This window comes from Pseudarthrobacter raffinosi (assembly GCF_023913735.1).
Classification (GTDB): domain Bacteria; phylum Actinomycetota; class Actinomycetes; order Actinomycetales; family Micrococcaceae; genus Arthrobacter; species Arthrobacter raffinosi.
This window is the reverse complement of sequence record NZ_JAMXBH010000006.1, coordinates 104,648-124,091: the sequence shown is the minus strand read 5'-3', so window position 1 is coordinate 124,091 and position 19,444 is coordinate 104,648. Positions and strand designations below refer to the sequence as shown.

Annotated in this window: 20 protein-coding genes and 1 riboswitch; of the genes, 13 read left to right on the top strand and 7 right to left on the bottom strand. The window is 65.1% G+C overall.

Features of this window, described 5'->3' with window-relative positions:
• The first annotated feature begins 66 nt into the window (after positions 1 to 66).
• Genes NG698_RS07180 through NG698_RS07170 form a run of 3 tightly spaced genes read left to right on the top strand, consistent with a single transcriptional unit; the run spans position 67 to position 1,365 of the window.
• Positions 67 to 732 carry a TetR/AcrR family transcriptional regulator gene (locus NG698_RS07180; protein ID WP_252598281.1) on the top strand — a complete coding sequence of 222 codons (666 nt, stop codon included), beginning with the start codon at positions 67 to 69 and terminating at the stop codon, positions 730 to 732.
• A 50-nt stretch (positions 733 to 782) separates the two neighbouring features.
• Positions 783 to 1,007, top strand: coding sequence for a DUF3107 domain-containing protein (locus NG698_RS07175; RefSeq protein ID WP_252609009.1), 225 nt, complete (start codon positions 783 to 785; stop codon positions 1,005 to 1,007).
• Positions 1,008 to 1,062: 55 nt separating this feature from the next.
• Complete coding sequence (locus NG698_RS07170) at positions 1,063 to 1,365, top strand: hypothetical protein (RefSeq protein ID WP_104062155.1); 303 nt, start codon at positions 1,063 to 1,065, stop codon at positions 1,363 to 1,365.
• A 78-nt stretch (positions 1,366 to 1,443) separates the two neighbouring features.
• Here the strand turns inward: NG698_RS07170 and NG698_RS07165 are convergent, their stop codons facing one another.
• The 4 genes from NG698_RS07165 to thiO form a co-directional block, all read right to left on the bottom strand.
• On the bottom strand, positions 1,444 to 1,770 hold the full coding sequence (locus tag NG698_RS07165; RefSeq protein ID WP_252609007.1) for a 4a-hydroxytetrahydrobiopterin dehydratase: 327 nt from the start codon (positions 1,768 to 1,770) through the stop codon (positions 1,444 to 1,446).
• Between the two features lie 72 nt (positions 1,771 to 1,842).
• Positions 1,843 to 2,658 (bottom strand): thiazole synthase, encoded by an 816-nt coding sequence (locus NG698_RS07160; RefSeq protein WP_256470863.1) that lies wholly within the window; start codon positions 2,656 to 2,658, stop codon positions 1,843 to 1,845.
• A 4-nt stretch (positions 2,659 to 2,662) separates the two neighbouring features.
• Positions 2,663 to 2,899, bottom strand: a complete 237-nt coding sequence (thiS, locus tag NG698_RS07155; protein WP_252609005.1) for a sulfur carrier protein ThiS — start codon at positions 2,897 to 2,899, stop codon at positions 2,663 to 2,665.
• Positions 2,896 to 4,242 carry a glycine oxidase ThiO gene (thiO, locus tag NG698_RS07150; protein ID WP_252609003.1) on the bottom strand — a complete coding sequence of 449 codons (1,347 nt, stop codon included), beginning with the start codon at positions 4,240 to 4,242 and terminating at the stop codon, positions 2,896 to 2,898. Before thiO ends, thiS begins: the two co-directional genes overlap by 4 nt.
• A riboswitch (TPP riboswitch) is annotated at positions 4,233 to 4,353 on the bottom strand. (Overlaps the previous gene by 10 nt.)
• A gap of 27 nt (positions 4,354 to 4,380) precedes the next feature.
• Between thiO and thiE the strand changes: the two genes are divergently transcribed.
• The 4 genes from thiE (at position 4,381) to NG698_RS07130 (ending at position 9,589) form a co-directional block, all read left to right on the top strand.
• Positions 4,381 to 5,157: a thiamine phosphate synthase gene (gene thiE, locus NG698_RS07145; RefSeq protein ID WP_252598286.1), complete on the top strand. Its 777-nt coding sequence runs from the start codon at positions 4,381 to 4,383 to the stop codon at positions 5,155 to 5,157.
• Positions 5,158 to 5,221: 64 nt separating this feature from the next.
• Positions 5,222 to 6,721, top strand: coding sequence for an RNB domain-containing ribonuclease (locus NG698_RS07140; protein ID WP_252598287.1), 1,500 nt, complete (start codon positions 5,222 to 5,224; stop codon positions 6,719 to 6,721).
• Positions 6,722 to 7,013: 292 nt separating this feature from the next.
• A complete protein-coding gene (locus tag NG698_RS07135) occupies positions 7,014 to 8,708 on the top strand; it encodes a DEAD/DEAH box helicase (RefSeq protein ID WP_252598288.1) in 1,695 nt (564 codons plus the stop codon).
• Between the two features lie 8 nt (positions 8,709 to 8,716).
• Complete coding sequence (locus NG698_RS07130; RefSeq protein ID WP_252598289.1) at positions 8,717 to 9,589, top strand: DNA-methyltransferase; 873 nt, start codon at positions 8,717 to 8,719, stop codon at positions 9,587 to 9,589.
• A 57-nt stretch (positions 9,590 to 9,646) separates the two neighbouring features.
• Here NG698_RS07130 and NG698_RS07125 read toward each other — a convergent pair whose 3' ends face one another.
• Positions 9,647 to 10,033 (bottom strand): hypothetical protein, encoded by a 387-nt coding sequence (locus tag NG698_RS07125; protein WP_252598290.1) that lies wholly within the window; start codon positions 10,031 to 10,033, stop codon positions 9,647 to 9,649.
• A 128-nt stretch (positions 10,034 to 10,161) separates the two neighbouring features.
• Positions 10,162 to 11,013: a PHP domain-containing protein gene (locus NG698_RS07120; protein WP_252598291.1), complete on the bottom strand. Its 852-nt coding sequence runs from the start codon at positions 11,011 to 11,013 to the stop codon at positions 10,162 to 10,164.
• Between the two features lie 71 nt (positions 11,014 to 11,084).
• On the opposite strand from NG698_RS07120, the gene NG698_RS07115 reads away from it, so the two are divergent.
• From NG698_RS07115 to NG698_RS07100, 4 genes are all read left to right on the top strand, one after another.
• Positions 11,085 to 12,683, top strand: a complete 1,599-nt coding sequence (locus tag NG698_RS07115; RefSeq protein ID WP_252609001.1) for an aminopeptidase P family protein — start codon at positions 11,085 to 11,087, stop codon at positions 12,681 to 12,683.
• 202 nt (positions 12,684 to 12,885) lie between these two features.
• Positions 12,886 to 14,250: an ABC transporter substrate-binding protein gene (locus NG698_RS07110; protein ID WP_252598293.1), complete on the top strand. Its 1,365-nt coding sequence runs from the start codon at positions 12,886 to 12,888 to the stop codon at positions 14,248 to 14,250.
• Between the two features lie 33 nt (positions 14,251 to 14,283).
• Positions 14,284 to 15,270, top strand: a complete 987-nt coding sequence (locus NG698_RS07105) for a carbohydrate ABC transporter permease (protein ID WP_252598294.1) — start codon at positions 14,284 to 14,286, stop codon at positions 15,268 to 15,270.
• An 80-nt stretch (positions 15,271 to 15,350) separates the two neighbouring features.
• Positions 15,351 to 16,184, top strand: a complete 834-nt coding sequence (locus NG698_RS07100) for a carbohydrate ABC transporter permease (protein WP_252567658.1) — start codon at positions 15,351 to 15,353, stop codon at positions 16,182 to 16,184.
• Positions 16,185 to 16,302: 118 nt separating this feature from the next.
• Here NG698_RS07100 and NG698_RS07095 read toward each other — a convergent pair whose 3' ends face one another.
• Positions 16,303 to 17,316, bottom strand: a complete 1,014-nt coding sequence (locus tag NG698_RS07095) for a YflT domain-containing protein (RefSeq protein WP_252608999.1) — start codon at positions 17,314 to 17,316, stop codon at positions 16,303 to 16,305.
• A gap of 77 nt (positions 17,317 to 17,393) precedes the next feature.
• Here NG698_RS07095 and NG698_RS07090 point away from each other — a divergent pair, with 77 nt between their 5' ends.
• Positions 17,394 to 18,677, top strand: a complete 1,284-nt coding sequence (locus NG698_RS07090; protein ID WP_056343970.1) for a magnesium transporter MgtE N-terminal domain-containing protein — start codon at positions 17,394 to 17,396, stop codon at positions 18,675 to 18,677.
• Positions 18,670 to 19,440 carry a DUF1003 domain-containing protein gene (locus tag NG698_RS07085; protein ID WP_252598296.1) on the top strand — a complete coding sequence of 257 codons (771 nt, stop codon included), beginning with the start codon at positions 18,670 to 18,672 and terminating at the stop codon, positions 19,438 to 19,440. Before NG698_RS07090 ends, NG698_RS07085 begins: the two co-directional genes overlap by 8 nt.
• Positions 19,441 to 19,444: the final 4 nt, after the last annotated feature.

The following is a 19,444-nucleotide window of genomic DNA, read 5'->3' as shown; positions in this document are numbered from 1 at the left end:
AGATACCGCCCGGTCATATTACCGCGCAGTATTGTGTAGGTAACGGCAAGGGAAAGTAGGGCAACTGTGGTCCATGAAGCACGGGCTGACCCGGCGTCCGGCGGCGAACCCGCCGCACCTCAACGGACGGCGGGCCAGAGGTCCGCCCGGCTTCCCCGGGATGAGCGCCGGGCGCAGCTCCTCGCTGCGGCGCAGGAGGTTTTTGTCGCCAACGGCTACCATGGCGCCGCCATGGATGAAATCGCCGAAACGGCCCATGTCAGCAAACCGGTGCTGTACCAGCACTTCCCGTCCAAACGGGAGCTGTATCTTGCCCTGCTGGACAGCCATCTAGCGTCGCTGACGGACCTGATGCTTGGTGCGTTGAGCTCCACCACCGACAATGACGAACGTGTCCAGGCGGTGATGCGCGCCTACTACCGCTTCATCGCAAGCGACGACCAAGCACACCGCCTGGTCTTCGAATCGGACCTCATTAACGATCCCGATGTCAGTTCACGCCTCGAGACATTCAACAAGACATTCGCGGACGCCGTTGCCCGCGTGATTGCCGAGGACACCAAGCTGCCCCCCCTGGAGGCGCAGCTTCTGGGCCGTGGCCTGGCCGGAATGGCCCAGGTCAGCGCGCGTTACTGGCTGGAAACGGACGGGAACCTGGACCTCGATGTGGCCAGCGACCTCATTTACCGTTTAGCTTGGCGCGGAATCTCTCGCTTCCCCAAAGAGTCCTAGACTACAAATAAGAGAACCCAAGAAACTTTGATTGGCTGGGAGGCCCCCTTTTGGAAATTAAGATCGGCATTCAGAACATTGGCCGCGAAATCATATTGGAATCGGCTCAGGATGCTGACGCTGTAGCCACGGTCGTTGAAGAAGCCATCACCAAGGGCACCGAACTCCGCCTCAAGGACGACAAGGGACGCATCATCATCGTTCCCGGCAACGCCCTGGGCTACGTGGAAATCGGCGCCGAAGAGGCCCGCAAGGTCGGTTTCGGCCAGTTCTAGCACGTCCGCGGCCAGCCCCCTTTGGCGGCTGGCCGCTGCTTTCCGAGGAGATTCCATGCTTTCGCTGACCATCGTTGTCCTGGTCACAGCGGCCGCAGGCTTTGTTGTCTGGGCCAATGACAAGCGCCATACGCGGTACGGCACAGGGTTGCCCGCAGGGGTTGCCGTGGTGGTGGGCGCGGTCAGCTGGATCATTTTCATCGCGGCAGGTTTTGGCTACCAGCCGGGCCTGACGTGGATTCCCTGGGTCCTGCCCATGGCGCTCGGCACCGTCGCTGCCATCGGGACGGTCATCTACCTGGGCCGGACGCGCGAAAGCCACGATACGCGGCGGCTGACGCAGGCGCTCAAGCTTTAGGCCGCGCCCTTTTTCCTTAAGTACCCGTGACCACCACCCCAGCAGGGTGCGTGGTCACGGGTCCTTTAACCCGGCGGCTTAACCCACCGGCTGGGCTGTGGCGCCGAGCCGTGCCGCAGCCGCACTCACTGCCGCTGCAGCAGCGGCATCCCGCTCAGTGACCTCGCCGCCGGCGTCGTGGGACGTGTAGCGGAGATGGACCTTGTTGTAGCGCCACTCAAGGTCCGGATGGTGGTTCTGCTGTTCCGCGAGACGTCCGACGGCGGCAATCAGCTCCAGTGCGGCGGCCGCCGTCGGCGTCTTATAGACAGTGACCAGCCCGCCCAGCCGGTACCGCCAGTCGGGCAGCGCCTCGAGGACGGCGTCGATCCGCTCCCTGGTGAGTTTGTGTTCCTTGCCGGCCACAGCGGCCTCCTTGGCTCGTCCGGTGAGCCGCCCCGGCGTTTGGTTGAGGGCGCCAGGCCTAGAGAAAACGGCCTAGAGAAACTCTGCCCGGCCTTCCATGGCCGATGACGCCAGGGCGTGCTCGCGGCGCGGAATCCTGCCGGCCGCTTTCGCCAGCCTACCGGCGATGACGGCGTGTTTGAAGGCCTCCCCCATGAGTGCCGGGTTCTGCGCACGGGTGACGGCAGTGGCCAGCAGTACCGCATCACAGCCAAGCTCCATGGCCAGGGCGGCGTCGGATGCCGTGCCGATGCCGGCGTCCAGCACCACGGGCACCGAGGCGCGCGAGACGATCAGTTCGATGTTGTGTGGATTCAGGATTCCCAGGCCGGTGCCGATGGGCGCTCCGAGCGGCATAACCGCGGTGGCACCCAGGTTTTCCAGCCGCAGGGCCAGGACCGGGTCATCGTTGGTGTAGGCGAACACTTTGAAGCCCCGGTTAACAAGCCGTTCCGTAGCATCCACCAATTCCACGGCGTCCGGCAGCAGGGTCTGTTCGTCGGCGATGACTTCCAGCTTGATCCAGTCGGTTTCCAGCGCTTCGCGGGCCAGTTCCGCTGTCATGACCGCGTCCCGGGCGGTGAAGCAGCCGGCGGTGTTGGGCAGGATCCGGATCCCGTGGTCCACCAGGAGCTGGAAAAGGGACCCCGATTCAGCCGGCGAATAGCGCCGCATGGCCACTGTGGTCAGCTCGGTTCCGGACGCCAGGAGGGCTGCCCCCAGCCCGTCGAGGCTGGGGGCGCCACCGGTGCCCATGATGAGGCGGGAGCCGAGCTCGACGCCGTCGATGACCAGCCTGTCTGCGGCCTCGGGACGGTTATGTGCGCTGATGTTGCTGGTTACTGTCATGGTGTCAGCCTCCCTGGACTGCTGTGACCAGTTCGACGTCGTCACCTTCGGCGAGCGCCGTAACGAACCACTGGCTGCGGGGTACTACTTCGGAGTTATGGGCGACGGCGACGCCGAGTTTCTGCCCGTCTGTTGCCTGGCCGTTGGCCGCGAGGGGACGGCCAGTGATCTGGCTGATGAGGGTGGTGATGGAGGCGTCGTCCGTCACGGAATGGCGCGAGCCGTTGAGGGTGATGTTCATGCTGATTCCTTTTGTGGGTCGACGTCCTTCGTGCTGCTGATGTCCTTGCGTGGGGCCTGTGTGCCGGCTACGTGGTGCTCTCCTGAAAAGCGGGCCGGGCTGAGGGCCCCCCATCGCGGGTCCTTCCGGCCATCCAGCAGTTCCCGGCAGGTGGCCGCCGCCGCCGGAGCAAGCAGCACTCCGTGTCGGAAGAATCCGGTGGCAATCATCAGCCCGGCAATGTCCGCTGTGTTCCCCGTCCGTGGCGCGGAAACCGGTACGCGGCCGAGGAGAGGCGCGTTGTCGGGGGTCGCTGGCCTTGCCCGCGCTGTGCATTCCAGGAGTTCAAGCTCCGAGACGGCCGGCACCAGGACCTGGGCGTCCCGCAGCAACTGGTAGACGCCGCCCGCCGAGACAGCGGCGTCGCCCGTCCCGGCGAGCGCGTCTTCTCGCTGCGTAGCCCCGATCACCACCGTGCCGTCCTGCCGGGGAACGATGTAGACCGGCACACCATGGACCATTCCGCGGACAGTGGAGGTGAGGAGCGGGCGCAGGTGCCGCGGAACAGCCAGCCGCAGGATGTCACCGTAGACGGGCCGCAGGGGCAGGTGCAGCCCACCCGGCAGGCCAGCCAGCGACCCCGCCTGCAATCCGTTGGCCACGATGGTCTCCCGGGCCTGGACAGTTCCGCCGTGGGCGAGCTTCACGCCGATGACGCGGCCGTCCTCCCAGAGCAGGGCAGCGGCACGTTGGTCAACGGCGAATCCCGCGCGGGCCCCTGCCACGGCTGTTCCTTCTCCCGGTTCGTGGATGGCCAGGACTTCCTGGAGGCACGCCACGAGTTTCCGCGGATCCACCTGGTGGTCGGCGGGGATGTCCAGGGCGCAGGATATGGCCGGGCTGAGCAGGGATTCCCTGGTCCTGGCCTCACGGACAGTCAGGGGTTCCACCACCAGGCCGCTGGCCTGCTGCACGGCCCGGAGGTCCATCAGTGCCCGGCGGTCCGCAGCGTCCGCGCCGATGGCGAGGGTCGGCGTCGTCAGATATCCCGTATCACCAGCCCCGGCCAGGGCGAGGTCCGCCGCAAAGGCAGGCCACAGGCCGGAGGATGCCAGCATCAGCTCAAGGAGGTCTTCCTCCTGGTAGTGCAGTTCGCTCACAGGGGCCAGCATGCCGGCGGCTGCCCAGCTGGCGCCGTTGCCGGGCGCGTCATCGATCAGCACGACGGAACGGCCGGACCGCCGGACTTCCCAGGCTATGGCGTGGCCGATGACTCCGCCGCCGATGACGGCCACGTCCGCGTGCAGGGCGGTGGCCGGGCTGGCTGGTGCAGGCTCAGGTGGGCTGCTTATTGCGGGGGGCATATGTTCCTTCCCTACGCCGGTACTAGCCGGATCAGGTCAAGCGGTCGGCTCTGACGCCCTCTCAGCCCGGCCGCTTTGTGACGGCTGCAACGGGCTCCCGCAGTACCCGCCCAGTTTAGGGGACTTAGGCTGGATTCCATGAACGCGCAATCCTTCGCCGCGGCAGGCACGCCCTCCGCCCCCTCCGCCGCTCCCGAATCCTTGACCGGAACAGACCCCGCCGGCGGCACAAACACCGGCCTCCCGCACAGCGTCAAGCTGTACCTGTGCACCGACGCGCGCCGGGACCGCGGGGACTTTGGCGAGTTTGTGGACGCGGCGTTTGCCGGCGGCGTGGACATCATCCAGCTCCGGGACAAGGCCATCGAGGCAGCCGAGGAGCTGGAGCTGCTGGCCGTGCTTCAGGCCGCGGCCGAACGCCACGGAAAGCTGTGGGCAGTCAATGACCGTGCCGATATCGCGCTGCTGTCCGGCGCCCCCGTCTTCCACATCGGGCAGAAGGATCTGCCGGTCGCTTCCGCCCGCACGCTGCTCGGGGCACCAGCCGCGATCGGCCTTTCCACGCACACCGCCGAGCAGATCGAAGGGGCCATCCGGCTGTCCGGTGGGCTGACTGACCAAGGCGGCCTGGACTACTTCTGCGTAGGACCGGTCTGGGCCACGCCGACGAAACCGGGCCGGGCCGCCGTCGGCCTTGACCTGGTGCGGTACGCGGCCGAAGCCGTCCGCGCTGCCGGTGGCACCCAGGCCACGCTGCCCTGGTTTGCCATCGGAGGCATCGATCTCGGCAACGTGGAGCAGGTGGTGGAGGCCGGCGCCGGCAGGATTGTTGTGGTGCGTGCCATCACCGAAGCCTCGGACCCCGCAGCGGCGGCCGTGGCACTTCTGGCGGCCCTGGACGCCGGCGCATCCTGACAATCCACCGCGTGGCGTGCGGCGGGCGTGCACGATCCGTGGAAATCGAGCTAACCTGATTTTCGTGTCACATCATAGGTTGGCCCCCAATGTCCACGAGCAGACGAACGACCTCGCGGCGGCGCTGAGCGCCCTGCGGACCGAGCTGGAACTGCCGGGGCCCTACCCGGCGGAGGCGGTCCGGGACGCGGAAGCGGCAGTGGCCGCGCACGAGTTGCCGGGTGCTGACCTGACGGAAGTGGCGTTCCTCACTATCGATCCGGCGTCGTCCACTGACCTGGACCAGGCGCTGTTCATCGAGCGTGCGGGCACTGGCTACCGGGTGCTTTACGCCATCGCTGACGTGCCGTCCTTTGTCCGCCCCGGAGGCGGACTGGACGCAGAGACCCGGCGCCGCGGCCAGACGTTCTACGCCCCTGACGGCCGTATCCCGCTGCACCCGGAAGTCATCAGCGAAGGGGCAGGCAGCCTTCTGGCCGGCCAGCTGTGTTCCGCCTACGTCTGGGAGTTCGGGCTGAACGACGCCGCGCAGGTCTCCACTGTGAGCGTCCAGAGGGCCACCATCCGGAGCCGGGCCAAGCTGAGCTACAAGGGAGTCCAGGCCGAATTCGACGCCGGGACGGCCGGCCCTGTCCTGCAGCTCCTGAAGGAAGTGGGCCTCAAGCGCGTTGAACTGGAGCGGCAGCGTGGCGGCGCCAGCCTGAACATGCCCGAGCAGGAAATCGTGCAGCTGCCCGACGGCGGCTACCGGATTGCCGCGGCGCCGCAGCTTCCGGTGGAGGACTGGAACGCCCAGATCTCCCTGATGACGGGGATGGCGGCGGCAGACCTGATGCTGGCGGGAGAAGTGGGCATCCTGCGCACCATGCCCGCCCCGGACGAGCGCTCCCTGCGTCACTTCCGTCTCCAGACTGAGGCATTGGGCAAGCCGTGGGACGGCAAGATCAGCTACGGCGAATACCTCCGCAGCCTTGACCCGACCGAACCCCGGCAACTGGCCATCCTGCACTCCGCCGGCATGCTGTTCCGCGGTGCCAGCTACACGGCGTTCGACGGCACAGTCCCGAAAGACGCCATCCAGTCCGCCATCGGCGCTGCCTATGCCCACACCACGGCACCGCTCCGGCGTCTGATCGACCGCTTTGTCCTGGTGATCTGCGAAGCCCTGAGCAATGGCAAGCCTGTACCGGCCTGGGCTCGGGAAGCCCTGCCGTCCCTGCCGGAGATCATGGCCGGATCCGACCAGCTGGCATCGCGGATGGAACGCATGGCGCTGGACACCGTGGAGGCCGCACTCCTGGTCAACCATGTGGGCCAGGAGTTCGAGGCGATCGTGATTTCCGGCTCCAAGCCGCAGAAGGACAACGGCAACGGGAAAAACGGCAACGGCACCAAGAACGGAGCCGCAAAAAATGGAAACGGCCCCTCGGGGATCATCCAGATCGCCGAACCCGCCGTGACGGCCCGGTGCGGCGGCGACCTGGAATCCGGCACCAAAGTGCGGGTCCGCCTGATCTCGTCCGATATCGCCGCCCGCGAGGTCCACTTCGAGCTGCTGGCCTGAACGATTTCCGCGCTGCCTGATCGGCCCAAAGCCGGGATTCAGGGTCCGTGCGGCTAGACTGAAGAAGTAGATATGGATGCCCGGTCGTTGATTTCCTTGATTTGAATTCAACAAGCCCGCCCCTACGCGATCTTGAGATGCACCCGTTGGTCACCAGTGCCAGCATTTTGATAGCCCGCGATCGGCTTCCACTGGATTTGCTTGCGCGCTTCGAGCGTGCTCCGGAACGGCCACTTTGGCCGGCCCGTTGAGCAGGCAGCGCCAATGCCCGAATGAATAAGGAAACTCCCCTGTGAGTGAATTGCATACCCACCAGATCCTGACTGACGACTCCGGCATCGAGACGATCGAACCTGAAGAAACCATCATCTCGGACGAGAAGCCGCACGAGATCGAGGAGAAATCCTTCGCTGACTACAACGTCCGCGCCGACATCGTGGAGTCCCTCGCCGACGCCGGGATCACCCACCCCTTCCCCATCCAGGCCATGACCCTGCCGGTGGCGCTTTCGGGCCACGACATCATCGGGCAGGCCAAGACCGGCACCGGCAAGACCCTCGGCTTCGGCATTCCCGCGCTGCAGCGCGTGGTGGGTCCGGACGACGCCGGCTACGACAAGCTCGCCGTTCCGGGTGCACCGCAGGCCCTGGTTATCGTGCCCACGCGCGAGCTGGCCGTCCAGGTGGCCAATGATCTCCAGAACGCTTCCCGCAAGCGGAACGCCCGTATCACCACCATCTACGGCGGCCGTGCCTACGAGCCCCAGGTGGAGGCCCTGCAGAACGGCGTCGAGGTAGTTGTCGGTACTCCCGGCCGCCTCATCGACCTCTACAAGCAGAAGCACCTGGTCCTGAAGAACGTCAAGATGGTCATCCTTGACGAGGCCGACGAAATGCTGGACCTCGGCTTCCTGCCGGACGTGGAAACCCTCATCGCCGGTACCCCTGCAGTCCGCCAGACCCTGCTGTTCTCTGCCACCATGCCCGGCCCGGTCATCGCCATGGCCCGCCGCTACATGACGCAGCCCACCCACATCCGGGCCGCTGATCCGGACGACGAGGGCCTCACCAAGCGCGACATCCGTCAGCTCATCTACCGTGCGCACAGCATGGACAAGATCGAGGTCGTTGCCCGCATCCTGCAGGCACGCGGCCGCGGCCGGACCATCATTTTCACCAAAACCAAGCGCACCGCCGCGAAGGTTGCCGAGGAGCTCGTGGACCGCGGCTTCGCCGCCGCCGCCATCCACGGTGACCTGGGCCAGGGCGCCCGCGAGCAGGCGCTCCGTGCCTTCCGCAACAACAAGGTGGACGTCCTGGTGGCCACTGACGTCGCCGCCCGCGGCATCGACGTCGACGACGTCACGCACGTCATCAACTACCAGTGCGTTGAAGACGAAAAGATCTACCTGCACCGGGTGGGCCGCACCGGCCGCGCCGGCAACAAGGGCACAGCAGTGACCTTCGTTGACTGGGACGACATGCCGCGCTGGGGCCTGATCAACAAGGCCCTGGGACTCAGCGTTCCGGAGCCCGTGGAAACGTACTCCTCGTCGCCGCACCTGTACGAAGAGCTGGACATCCCGGAAGGCACCAAGGGCCGCCTGCCCCGCAACAAGCGCGTGCTGGCCGGCGTCGACGCCGAGGTCCTCGAGGACCTGGGCGAGACCGGCAAAAAGAACACCCGTCCCAGCGGCGCCCGTGATGGCGGGCGCGACAACAGCCGCGACGCCGGCCGCTCCGGTGCTCGCGACAGCAGCAGCCGCCGCACCAGCGAGCCCGGCGGACGCTCCGGTGACCGCCGTCGTCGTACCTCTGATGCGGCGACCGCCGGCACCAGCCCTGCCCCCGAACCGGTTGCTGCGGCTCCGGCCGAAGGCGAAGTGGACCCCCGTGCCCGCCGCAGCCGGACCCGCACCCGCCGCCGCAACGGCGAAGTGGTGGCCGGTGCCGACAACGGCCCGCAGCAGCGCAGCACCGAGGCATAACAGCCTCGATGACTGACACCGTCTGGGCGCCGGACGGCAGCAACCTGGTGGTTCACGCGGACAACGCGGAGTTCCTCCCCTCGCTGCCGGACGGCGCCTTCACCTTGATATACGTTGACCCGCCGTTCAACACCGGCAGGGTCCAGAAGCGCCAGGAAACCCGGATGGTGCTGAACACCGACGGTGACGGCGACCGCGTGGGCTTCAAGGGGCGTTCCTACGACACCATCAAGGGCGCCCTGCACCGGTACGATGACGCCTTCAGTGACTACTGGTCATTCCTGGAACCCCGGCTCGTGGAGGCCTGGCGGCTGCTGGCTGACGACGGCACGCTGTACCTCCACCTGGATTACCGGGAGGTCCATTACGCCAAGGTGATGCTTGACGCGATCTTCGGCCGGGAATGCTTCCTCAATGAGATCATCTGGGCCTACGACTACGGTGCCCGCGCCAAGTACCGCTGGCCCACCAAGCACGACAATATCCTCGTGTACGTCAAGAACCCGGCGAAATACCACTTCGACAACGCCGAGGTGGACCGCGAGCCGTACATGGCGCCGGGCCTGGTGACACCGGCGAAGCGGGAGCTCGGGAAGCTGCCCACCGACGTCTGGTGGCACACCATCGTCTCCCCCACAGGCAAGGAAAAAACCGGCTACCCCACGCAGAAGCCCGAGGGCCTCATCCGCCGTGTGGTGTCGGCGTCAAGCCGGCCCGGTGACTGGTGCCTGGACTTCTTCGCCGGTTCCGGAACCCTGGGCGCCGTGGCGGCCAAACTGGACCGGAAGTTCGTGTGTGTGGACCAGAACCAGCCGGCCATCGACGTGATGGCCAAGCGGTTGGGTGCCAAGGCCGAGTTCACCTCGTTCCCCCCAGTCTAAGTAGCAGCAGGTGTCGTTCTGAGCCTCCAAAACGACACCTGCTGCGACCTACTTGTGTCAGTGGCCTCCCAGGCAGCCTTCCATCAACTGGATGCCATGGTCGGTCTGCCGATGCACGAGCACCGATCCCTGGGAATCGCAGATGGCGTTGACTAACAGGGCATAGCCCTCGCCATTCTGGAAGTTGCCTTTCTGGCCGATGGGTGCTTTGGAGTCTAGCTCCTTGAGCGATCCCGGCGGGACAAATACCCAGGCTTCGGGCGCGCCAGGGAAGACGCTCGGGAGCCAGGCCCAGTTTCCGGTAAACACGGGGCCTTCGGTGCAGTTCGAGCCGCACGCCGCAGGCGGGCGGCTGACGTTGGTACAGTCCAGCGCATTGGCGGCTGTGGGAACAAACATAAAAGCGGCGGCAAGGCCGGCCGCGGCGAGTGACTTTCTAAACATGATTTCTCTCCGTCTACCGTGATGGATGGTGCATGACGACGAGACCTTCGATAGCGCGGCATGCGCTTCTCCCCAGTAAGCGCTAGGGTACTCAGCGTTGACGATTAGTCAATACATCGTAATAACTACTATCCCGCACGCACCACGGCGGTTCCCGTGCCGAGTTCCTCGATCCGTGCCAGCACGTCCGCAGTGGTCATGTTTTCTCCGAGCAGGTTCGGCTTGCCCGTTCCGTGGTAATCCGAAGAGCCCGTGATCAGCAGTCCGTGCTTGGATGCCAGGCCCCTGAGGAATTCCCGCCCCTCCTCGGGGTTGTCGCGGTGGTCGATCTCCAGGCCCGCCAGGCCGGCGTCGATCATGTCGCGGTAGGTGCGCTCCCCCACGATCCGGCCCCGGCCGGACGCCACGGGATGCGCGAACACGGGAACACCACCAGCGGCACAGACCAGTTCGACGGCGGTGGCGGGGTCGGGTGCGTAGTGCTGGACAAAGTAGCGCGAATGGGACGTCAGGATGGACGTGAACGCCTCCGAGCGGTCTGCCACCACACCGGCCGCCACCAGGGCATCAGCGATGTGCGGCCGGCCCAGGGTAGCCCCGGGAGCCACATGGTGGATGACGTCGTCCCACGTCAGCGGGTAGTCTTCGGCGAGCAGGGTCACCATGCGTTCGGCCCGCGTGAGGCGCGCGTCCTTAGCCTTGGTGATCTCTTCAAGCAGCCCAGGGTGGGCAGGATCGTGCAGGTAACTCAGCAGATGCACACTGATGCCTTGCGCGGTCCGGCAGGAGACCTCCATGCCGGGGACCAGGGCCACCCCGTTTTCCAGCGCCGCGAGGGATGCTTCGGCCCAGCCGTCCGTGGAGTCGTGATCGGTTAGTGCCACCACGTCCAGGCCCGCCCGGGCAGCCGAAGCCATCACGTCGGCGGGTGTTTCGGTGCCGTCCGAAACGTTCGAGTGGGCATGCAGGTCAATCCTCACTTGCCCAGCCTAGTTGACCGCGTCCGCGCCGGTATTGGCCCCCGGCTCGGTGCTGGTGAGACGATGGTGCCGTGAACGATGCCGAAAACACCCCGACCTCTGTCTCCCAGCCCCTCGACGAGCGCGTCAACAACCGCTCTCAGCGGCCCAGTTCCGCTGCTTTCAAGGCCTTTATGGCCAGTAACTGGGCGCCGTCCGGGCAGCACCTGCCGGCGCTCGACGCCGTGGCCAACTACGCCGCGGCCCGGCGCAAGGCCATCTCAGAGAAGTTCAAAGGCGAACGCCTGGTCATCCCCGCCGGTCCGCTGAAGGTCCGCTCCAACGACTGCGACTACCGGTTCCGTCCGCATTCCGGCTTCGCGCATCTCACCGGACTGGGCCTGGATCATGAGCCGGACGCCGTGCTCATTCTGGAACCGGCCGGTGAAGGAAAGGGCGACGGCGGCAGTCACCACCGTGCCACGCTGTACTTCCGTCCGCTGGTCGGCCGGGATACAGAACAGTTCTACGCTGACTCCCGTTCCGGCGAGTTCTGGATCGGTGCACGGCCCACCCTGGCCGAGTTCGAAGCGCGCCTGGGCCTGGCCACCGTCCACATCGATGGACTTGAATCGGCGATCACCAAGAACGTGGGTGCCCCGGAGATCGGCGGCATCTCCATCCGGCTGGTGCGCAAGGTGGACGAGAACATCGACGCCCTGGTGGATACTGCCCGGTACAACACTGCCAAGGACCCGGACAACCTGGACCTGGCTGTCCTGGATGCACTGGATGAAAAGCTTTCCGAAGCGCTGTCTGAACTCCGCCTCCTAAAGGATGAGTGGGAAATCGAACAGATGATGACTGCAGTAGCTGCGACTGTCGAGGGCTTCGTGGAGGTAGTCAAGGCCCTGCCCCGCGCCCTGACCCATGCCCGCGGCGAGCGCGTGGTGGAAGGCGCGTTCTTTGCCCGCGCCCGCGAGGTAGGCAACGAACTGGGCTACGACACCATCGCCGCCGCCGGCAACAACGCCACAGTCCTGCACTGGACGCGGAACACCGGCAGGATCAACGCCGGCGAACTGCTGCTGCTGGACGCCGGCGTTGAAGCGGACTCGCTCTACACCGCCGACGTCACCCGGACCCTGCCTGTCAACGGCACGTTCACCGCAGTCCAGCGCAAGGTCTACGAGGCAGTCCTGGATGCTGCCGACGCCGGATTCGCCGCAGCCCAGCCAGGTGCCAAGTTCCGTGACATCCACACTGCTGCCACCACCGTATTGGCGGAACGTCTGGCCGAGTGGGGGCTGCTCCCTGTGAGTGTCGAGGAAGCCGTCAGCCAGGAAGGCCAGCAGCACCGCCGCTGGATGCCGCACGGCACCAGCCACCACCTTGGCCTGGATGTCCATGACTGCGCACAGGCGAAACGCGAACTTTACCTTGACGGCATCCTCACGGCGGGCATGGTCTTCACCATCGAACCCGGCCTGTATTTCAAGAACGAGGACCTGGCCATCCCCGCGGAGTACCGCGGCATCGGAGTGCGGATCGAGGACGACATCCTGATGACCGCCGATGGTCCGGTGAACCTCAGCGCCGCACTGCCCCGCAAAGCCGACGACATCCAGTCCTGGATGGCAGGCATCTACCAGGAGCTGGACGGCGGGTTGCCAAGCGGCGCTAACCGCTAGAGAACGTACGTCCAGCGCATCCCCGCAGGGATGCGCTGGACGGTCACACCCCTTGGTGAAGCTCTCATAACAGTTTTTGGCAATCGCTTGCCAAAAGTTGGCGTTGATGATTACGCTAGCCGCGGAGAAAGAAATCGTAGACTGAGTTTTAGTCTCGGGTCTCTGCCGCAATGTATGTCTTCAAAGGAGAAGTCTCATGGGTATGTCCAAACCACGTCGCATTGGCACCATCGCCGCTGCGGCCATTTCTGTCCTGATGCTTGCCGCCTGCGGCGGCTCGGGCGGGTCAGGCGGCACCACCTCTGGCGCCACGGGCGGCAAAGTGGACGGCACTGGAAAAACGCTCAACGTCCTGATGAACGTCACCGCGCAGTATCCCCAGGAACAGCAGGCCTGGTTCAAGGAAATGAGCACCAAGTTCAAGGCCGAAACCGGCGCCGACATCCAGTGGGAGACCTTCGCCACCGCTAATGACGAGATGACCCGGATCCAGACGTCAGTGGTCTCGGGCCAGGGACCGGACGTCTACGGGCTCGGCACCACGTTCACCCCCACCGCCTACTCCACCGGGGCGTTCGTCAAGCTGGGCGACAACGAATGGAACCAGCTCGGCGGCAAAGACAAGTTCGTTCCCGCAGCCCTGGGCATCTCCGGGCCGGACGAAGCCAACCAGATCGGTATCCCGTTCGTGAGCAGGCCGTTCGTGATGGCCTACAACACCGAGCTGCTGGCAGCTGCCGGCATCGAAAAGCCTGCCACCACCTGGGATGAATTCACCGAGCACGCCAAGAAGCTCACCACGGGCGACCAGTACGGTGTCGCCGTCGCCTACAAGGACAACTTCGACCCCTGGAAGTACATCTGGGGCATGTCCATCCAGGCCGGTAATCCCATCATTGACGGAACCGAGGTCCGTCTCGATGACCCGATCACCAAGAAGGCCTACGAGACCTACTTCGGTTGGGTAACCACGGACAAGGTGGTTGACCCCTCTTCCGTTGGCTGGGCCAACCCGCAGGCGTTGGCTGCCTTCGCAGCCGGCAAGGCAGCGTACTTCCCCATGACGTCGCCGCTGTCCATTCCCGCCCTGGATGCATCCGCTGTCAAGGGCAAGTACAAGTACGCCCTGATGCCCACCGTTCCCCCGGGCGAAACCTCCAATCCTTCGGCCGGCAAGCCTGCCACGAGCATCCTCTCCGGTGACAACCTCGTGGTCGCTGACTACTCGAAGCAGAAGGACCTCGCCTTCGCGTTCATCAAGATGATCACCGACAAGGATGTCCAGCTCAACTACTTCAAGGTCTTCGGCCAGCTTCCCGCCAACCAGGAAGCCGCGAAGGAACTTGCAACCAACGAAGTGATTGCGCCGGCCCTTGAGTCGGGAGCCAAATCCGTCGCGACGCCGTTCAGCGGTGCGTGGGGCGATGTCCAACTGTCACTGACCAACGTAGTTGTCCAGTCCATTCCGGATCTTTCCTCCGGTGCAGTCAGCGACTCCAACCTGTCCCAGCGACTCAAGGACGAACAGGCCAAATCGCAGACCGCACTGGACCGGGCCAAGAAGTAAGACCGACCCACCAACTGCGGAAGGTTACGGAAAATGGCTAGCAGCGTTACCGAGCCCCGGCCGTCGGACAGCAGTCCGGCGGCCGGGGCGGCCGCCGAACCCGGCGAAACCACACCCCCTGGGAAGCGCCGCAAGGGACTCAGCGAGAAGAACCGGCCCCTGTGGCTCCTGATTCCGGGCGGGCTGCTGATGACGATCGTCATCCTGGTCCCCCTGGCAATGGGCATCTGGATGTCGCTGATCGATCTGGATCAGTACACCCTTCGCCAATGGGTCAGCGCCGAATTCATCGGCATCCAGAACTACATTGAGGCGGCGCTCAGCAGCGAGTTGCTCCGCTCCATCTGGCTTTCTGTTTCCTTCGCGGTGATCTCCACGGTGGTGACCATCCCGCTGGGCGTGGCTGCCGCCGTCGTCACCCAGAACGCTTACCGTGGCCGTGCTGTGGTCCGCTCCATCTTCCTGATCCCCTATGTCCTGCCGTCGTTTGTTGTGGCCAGCGTGTGGCGGACCATGCTGCAGCCAGATGGCATCGTCAACGTGACCCTGACCAACATGGGAATGGACGGCGGACTGTGGCTTAACGGCCCCAACGCGTACTGGACACTGGTGTGGGTGGAAATCTGGGCGGCCTGGCCGTTCATCTACTTGCTGGCACTGTCCGGTCTGCAAGCTGTGGACCACGAGGTCCACGAGGCGTCGGCCCTGGACGGGGCACTGTGGTGGAACAAGCTGCGGTACGTGATCTTCCCTTACCTGAAGGGACCGGTTTCGCTGGCCTTCCTGCTTGCCACGTTGAACCACATCAACAACTTCACTCTGCCCTATGTCCTGTTTGGTGCGCCGGCACCGTCCGATGTGAATGTGCTGCCGATCCTGGTATACGTCACCAGCTTCCAGAGCTTCCGGTTTGGCCTCAGCGCCGCGATGGCGGTCGTTTCGCTGATCCTGATCGCCATTCCGCTCTTCATCTACCTGCGCGCAGTCCGGCTTGATGTGCACGAAGGAGGAAAGAAATGACCATCGACGCGGCAAACCCGATCGAGCAGCAGAAGAAGCAGCCCATCCGGCGTGACGCGGCCCTGGAGGTCACACGCCTGATGCCGCGGCCGCTGCTGGCCACCCTCACAGTCCTGCTCTGCGCCCTGGTCCTCATCCCGATCGTGTATATCTTCCTGGCCTCACTGAACACGGATGTGGGAGTTGCCAGCGGCGAGTTCTGGCCGAGCAGCTTCTCCTTGGACAGCTACACCAAGATCTGGGATTCCGTGGGGCTGGCGAAGGCCATCGGCAACAGCCTGATCGTTTCCGGCGCCACAGCAGTCGTCTCGGCCATTATGGCCATCGGCACGGCCTACGTGCTGGTCCGGTTTGAGTTCCGTGGGCGCCTGACGGTGCTGCGCGGGCTGCTGGGTCTCCAGTCCGTCCCGGGCACCCTGATGCTCCTGCCGGTCTTTGTGCTCTTCTCCTCCGCCGGCACTTACCTGGGCGTGACCGTCATCGGCACGCTCTGGGGCCTGTTTATCGCCTACCTGACGTTCGCGCTGCCGTTCTCAACCTGGGTGATGGTCACGTACCTCCGCGGCCTGCCGAGGGAATTGGAGGAAGCGGCGCGCATCGATGGCGCTTCCAACCTCGGGATCCTGTTCCGGATCATCATTCCGCTCAGCTGGCCGGGAATCATCGTTTCCGCTATTTTCGCCTTCCTGCTGGGCTGGAATGACGTGCTGTTCGCGTCGGTGTTCACCCGGCCGGACACGCACACTGCCGCAGTTGCGCTCCAGGTCTTCGCGTCGGCCGTCGAGGGTGGCGCGATCCCGGTGTATTCGCAGTTGATGGCGGCTTCGCTGGTTTGTGCCGTCCCTGTGGTGGTGCTGTACTTCATGTTCCAGAAGTACCTCGTTGGTGGCCTGACAGCCGGCAGCGTCAAGTAAGACAGCTTCGAACCACAAACAACTCCGCCCGGTACAGCAGTTGCTGTACCGGGCGGAGTTGTTTGTTGCGGGCCGTGTTCTTCGGGCCTTGGGTAAACCTGGCCTCCGGCGGCGCCGCCTAAGGTGTGGATTCGCCGGAGTCCTTGGTGGAGTCAGGCTGGGACTGCGTCCGGGACCGATCTGCGGCAGGCTGTTCTGAGCCGGTCTGTTCGGTGCCAGGCTGTTCGGCGCCGGTCTGGCCTGTGGTGGCCTGGTCTGTGGCGGCCTGATCTGTGACACGGACGCCGTACTGGGGCCGGCCGTCAGGGAGGTCCGGGTAGCGGACGGCGGCCGCGGGAGCCTTGGCCGGCTGGGCCGCTGCCTCCGGCTGGGCCGCTGCCTCCGGCTGCGTTCCCTGGTCCGGGCCGGCGGCCTGGCCCACGCCTTGGGCTGTCCCTTGGCCCGAAGTACCGGCACCCTGCTGTCCGTAGGGGTCATTCCAAGTGGCAGGGCGTGCGGGTGCCGGACCAGGCTGGTTGCCCGGCTGGCCCTCCTGGCCGGGCTGCTGACCCTGCTGACCCGTCTGGCCATACTGCTGGTTCTGGTAGCCCTGGGGATTGTACGGGGCGGCGGCTGCTGCGTCCGAGCGGGTCATGGGCAGTTGCTGGAGCAGCCGGCGCGCATCATGGGCAGCTTCCACCGACACCACAACGTCGTAGCTGGTGGCCACCACCTGGCTGGTGGAGGTGAAATCCCGCTTTCCACGCTGCATGGCATACGTGACGATGCCGAACAGCATAAAGAAGGCAGCCCCCATCAGCACAGACGCCAGGATGGAGAAATAGCCGGGCGACGGTGCGAAGAAGGAAAGCATGACGCCAACGAAGAGGCCGAACCACATACCGCTGAGCGCCCCGGAGAGTGCCACCCGAGGGTAGCTGAGGCGGCCGGTCACCCGCTCAACCATCTTAAGTTCGTTGCCCACGATGGAAACCATCTGGACCGGGAACTGCTGGTCGGCGAGGTAGTCCACCGCCTTCTGGGCATCCAAGTAAGAGGTGTACGAGCCTACGGTGTCACCGGTGGGCACCGTGCGGGCGTCGTCGGGCCCACTGGGGCCACCGGCCTTGGGAGCACCAAAAATGTTTGACATACATCCATTCTTGCCCATCAGCATGTATGCCGCCTGTAAATTCAGCTAAAAGAGAGCAGACTCGGTAGCCTGTAGACGTGAGTACAAATCTTTCGCGCGTCTTCGTGGCCCGCCTGCTGGGTCTCGACGTCTTCGACCCCTTGGGCGACCGCTTGGGCAGGTTGCGCGATGTGGTGGTGCTCTCGCGTGGCAGCCGCGGCGCCCCGCACGTGGTGGGCATCGTCGTCGAAGTTCCCGGTAAAAAGCGCGTCTTTGTGCCGATGACACGCATTACCTCCATCGACCAGACACAGATCATCTGCACGGGACTGGTTAACCTCCGGCGCTTTGAACAGCGCGGCGCGGAGACGCTGGTGGTCGCGGAAATGTTCGACCGCCGCGTCACTCTCCGGGACGGCAGCGGCGACGCCACCATCGAGGACATCGCCATGGACCAGCACCGGTCCCGCGACTGGTTCGTGAGCAAGCTGTTCGTCCGCCGGGGCCACTCCCTGTCCCCGCTCAGCCGGCTGCGCCGGAACGAGACCATGATCATCGACTGGGCCGACGCCCTCCAAGGTGCCCGCACCGAACCCCAGGCAGCCACCCAGTTCGTGGCCAACCACGAGGACCTCAAACCCGCAGACTTCGCCGAGGCCCTGCAGGAAATGAGCGACAAACGCCGCTTCGAAGTGGCCAGCGAACTCCAGGACGAACGCCTGGCCGACGTGCTGCAGGAAATGCCCGAAGACGACCAGGTGGAGATCCTCTCCGCCCTCGACGTCGAACGCGCGGCGGACGTCCTGGAGGAAATGGACCCCGACGACGCCGCCGACCTCCTCGCCGAGCTCCCCTCTGCACAGGCGGAGGAGCTTCTCCGCCTCATGGAACCCGAAGGCGCCGAGGACGTCAGGCGGCTCCTCGAATACGACGAGGACACCGCCGGTGGCCTGATGACGCCTGTTCCGGTGATCCTCCCCCCGGAGGCAACTGTCGCCGAGGCACTGGCCCACGTCCGCCGTGAGGAACTCTCCCCCGCCCTCGCCTCGTCCATTTTCATCACCCGGCCGCCGTTGGAAACCCCCACGGGACGGTTCCTGGGCGTTGTGCACATCCAGCAACTGCTCCGCTATCCGCCGCCGGAGCCCCTGGGCAACCTCGTGGACAAGAACCTTGAGCCGGTCTCCGACCAGGCCCACATCAGCGAGGTGGCGCGCACCCTCGCTACCTACAACCTGAACTGTCTTCCCGTGGTCAATGACGCAGGCCGGCTCGTGGGGGCGGTGACTGTTGATGACGTTTTGGATCATCTGTTGCCGGATGACTGGCGCGCCTATGATGGCGAAGCCCCGATAAGAAAACTGGGAGGCCGCATTGGCTGACACTGGCGCCCCCAAGCATCCCAATAAGAAGGCGGCGGCCAAGGGCGGACTCGACACACCCCTGAGTGGCCGCCAGCGCATCCTGCCGAAGTTCTCACCCGACCCGGATGCATTCGGCCATGCGACGGAAGGGTTCGCCCGGTTTATGGGCACGCCGCAGTTCCTGGTCTACATGACGGTCTTCGTCGTCATCTGGCTGGTCTGGAACACGTGGGCACCGGCGGAGTGGCAGTTCGATTCGCGCCTCCTGGGCTACACCCTCCTGACACTAATGCTTTCGCTGCAGGCCTCCTACGCGGCCCCGCTGCTGCTGCTGGCCCAGAACCGGCAGGACGACCGCGACCGGGTCTCCCTCCAGCAGGATCGCCAACAGGCGGCACGCAACCTGGCCGACACCGAGTACCTCACCCGGGAGCTGGCGTCGCTGAGAATTGCGCTGCGCGAGGTTGCCACCCGCGACTACGTCCGGGCGGAGCTGCGAACACTCCTCGAGGACATGCTGGAAGCGCAGGAGGAACTGCGGACCCACGATCCCGCCGGATCCGGCAGCCATGAGTCCCCGCGTGAGAAGGTCAAGGAAAAGCTGAAGGAAAAGCGCGACAAACAGCGGAACCCCCGCACGCAGCAGATTCCCAAAGTCAAACCCAGCCATGTCGCCACGGAAACCGCCGCCAAGGACGCCGTCACCAAGGACACTGCCGCCACCGACCCCGCAATCCAGGATCCGGCCGTCCCCAAGCACAACCCCACCACCGAAAGCTGAGCCC

Excerpts from the sequence above, each read along its gene's own strand:
- thiE (WP_252598286.1), top strand. The coding sequence starts at position 4,381 with ATGAACGCGCAATCCTTCGCCGCGGCAGGCACGCCCTCCGCCCCCTCC.
- NG698_RS07130 (WP_252598289.1), top strand. The coding sequence starts at position 8,717 with ATGACTGACACCGTCTGGGCGCCGGACGGCAGCAACCTGGTGGTTCAC.
- NG698_RS07105 (WP_252598294.1), top strand. The coding sequence starts at position 14,284 with ATGGCTAGCAGCGTTACCGAGCCCCGGCCGTCGGACAGCAGTCCGGCG.
- NG698_RS07110 (WP_252598293.1), top strand. The coding sequence starts at position 12,886 with ATGTCCAAACCACGTCGCATTGGCACCATCGCCGCTGCGGCCATTTCT.
- NG698_RS07125 (WP_252598290.1), bottom strand. The coding sequence starts at position 10,033 with ATGTTTAGAAAGTCACTCGCCGCGGCCGGCCTTGCCGCCGCTTTTATG.
- thiO (WP_252609003.1), bottom strand. The coding sequence starts at position 4,242 with ATGCCCCCCGCAATAAGCAGCCCACCTGAGCCTGCACCAGCCAGCCCG.
- thiS (WP_252609005.1), bottom strand. The coding sequence starts at position 2,899 with ATGAACATCACCCTCAACGGCTCGCGCCATTCCGTGACGGACGACGCC.
- NG698_RS07100 (WP_252567658.1), top strand. The coding sequence starts at position 15,351 with ATGCCGCGGCCGCTGCTGGCCACCCTCACAGTCCTGCTCTGCGCCCTG.
- NG698_RS07095 (WP_252608999.1), bottom strand. The coding sequence starts at position 17,316 with ATGTCAAACATTTTTGGTGCTCCCAAGGCCGGTGGCCCCAGTGGGCCC.
- NG698_RS07170 (WP_104062155.1), top strand. The coding sequence starts at position 1,063 with ATGCTTTCGCTGACCATCGTTGTCCTGGTCACAGCGGCCGCAGGCTTT.
- NG698_RS07160 (WP_256470863.1), bottom strand. The coding sequence starts at position 2,658 with ATGACAGTAACCAGCAACATCAGCGCACATAACCGTCCCGAGGCCGCA.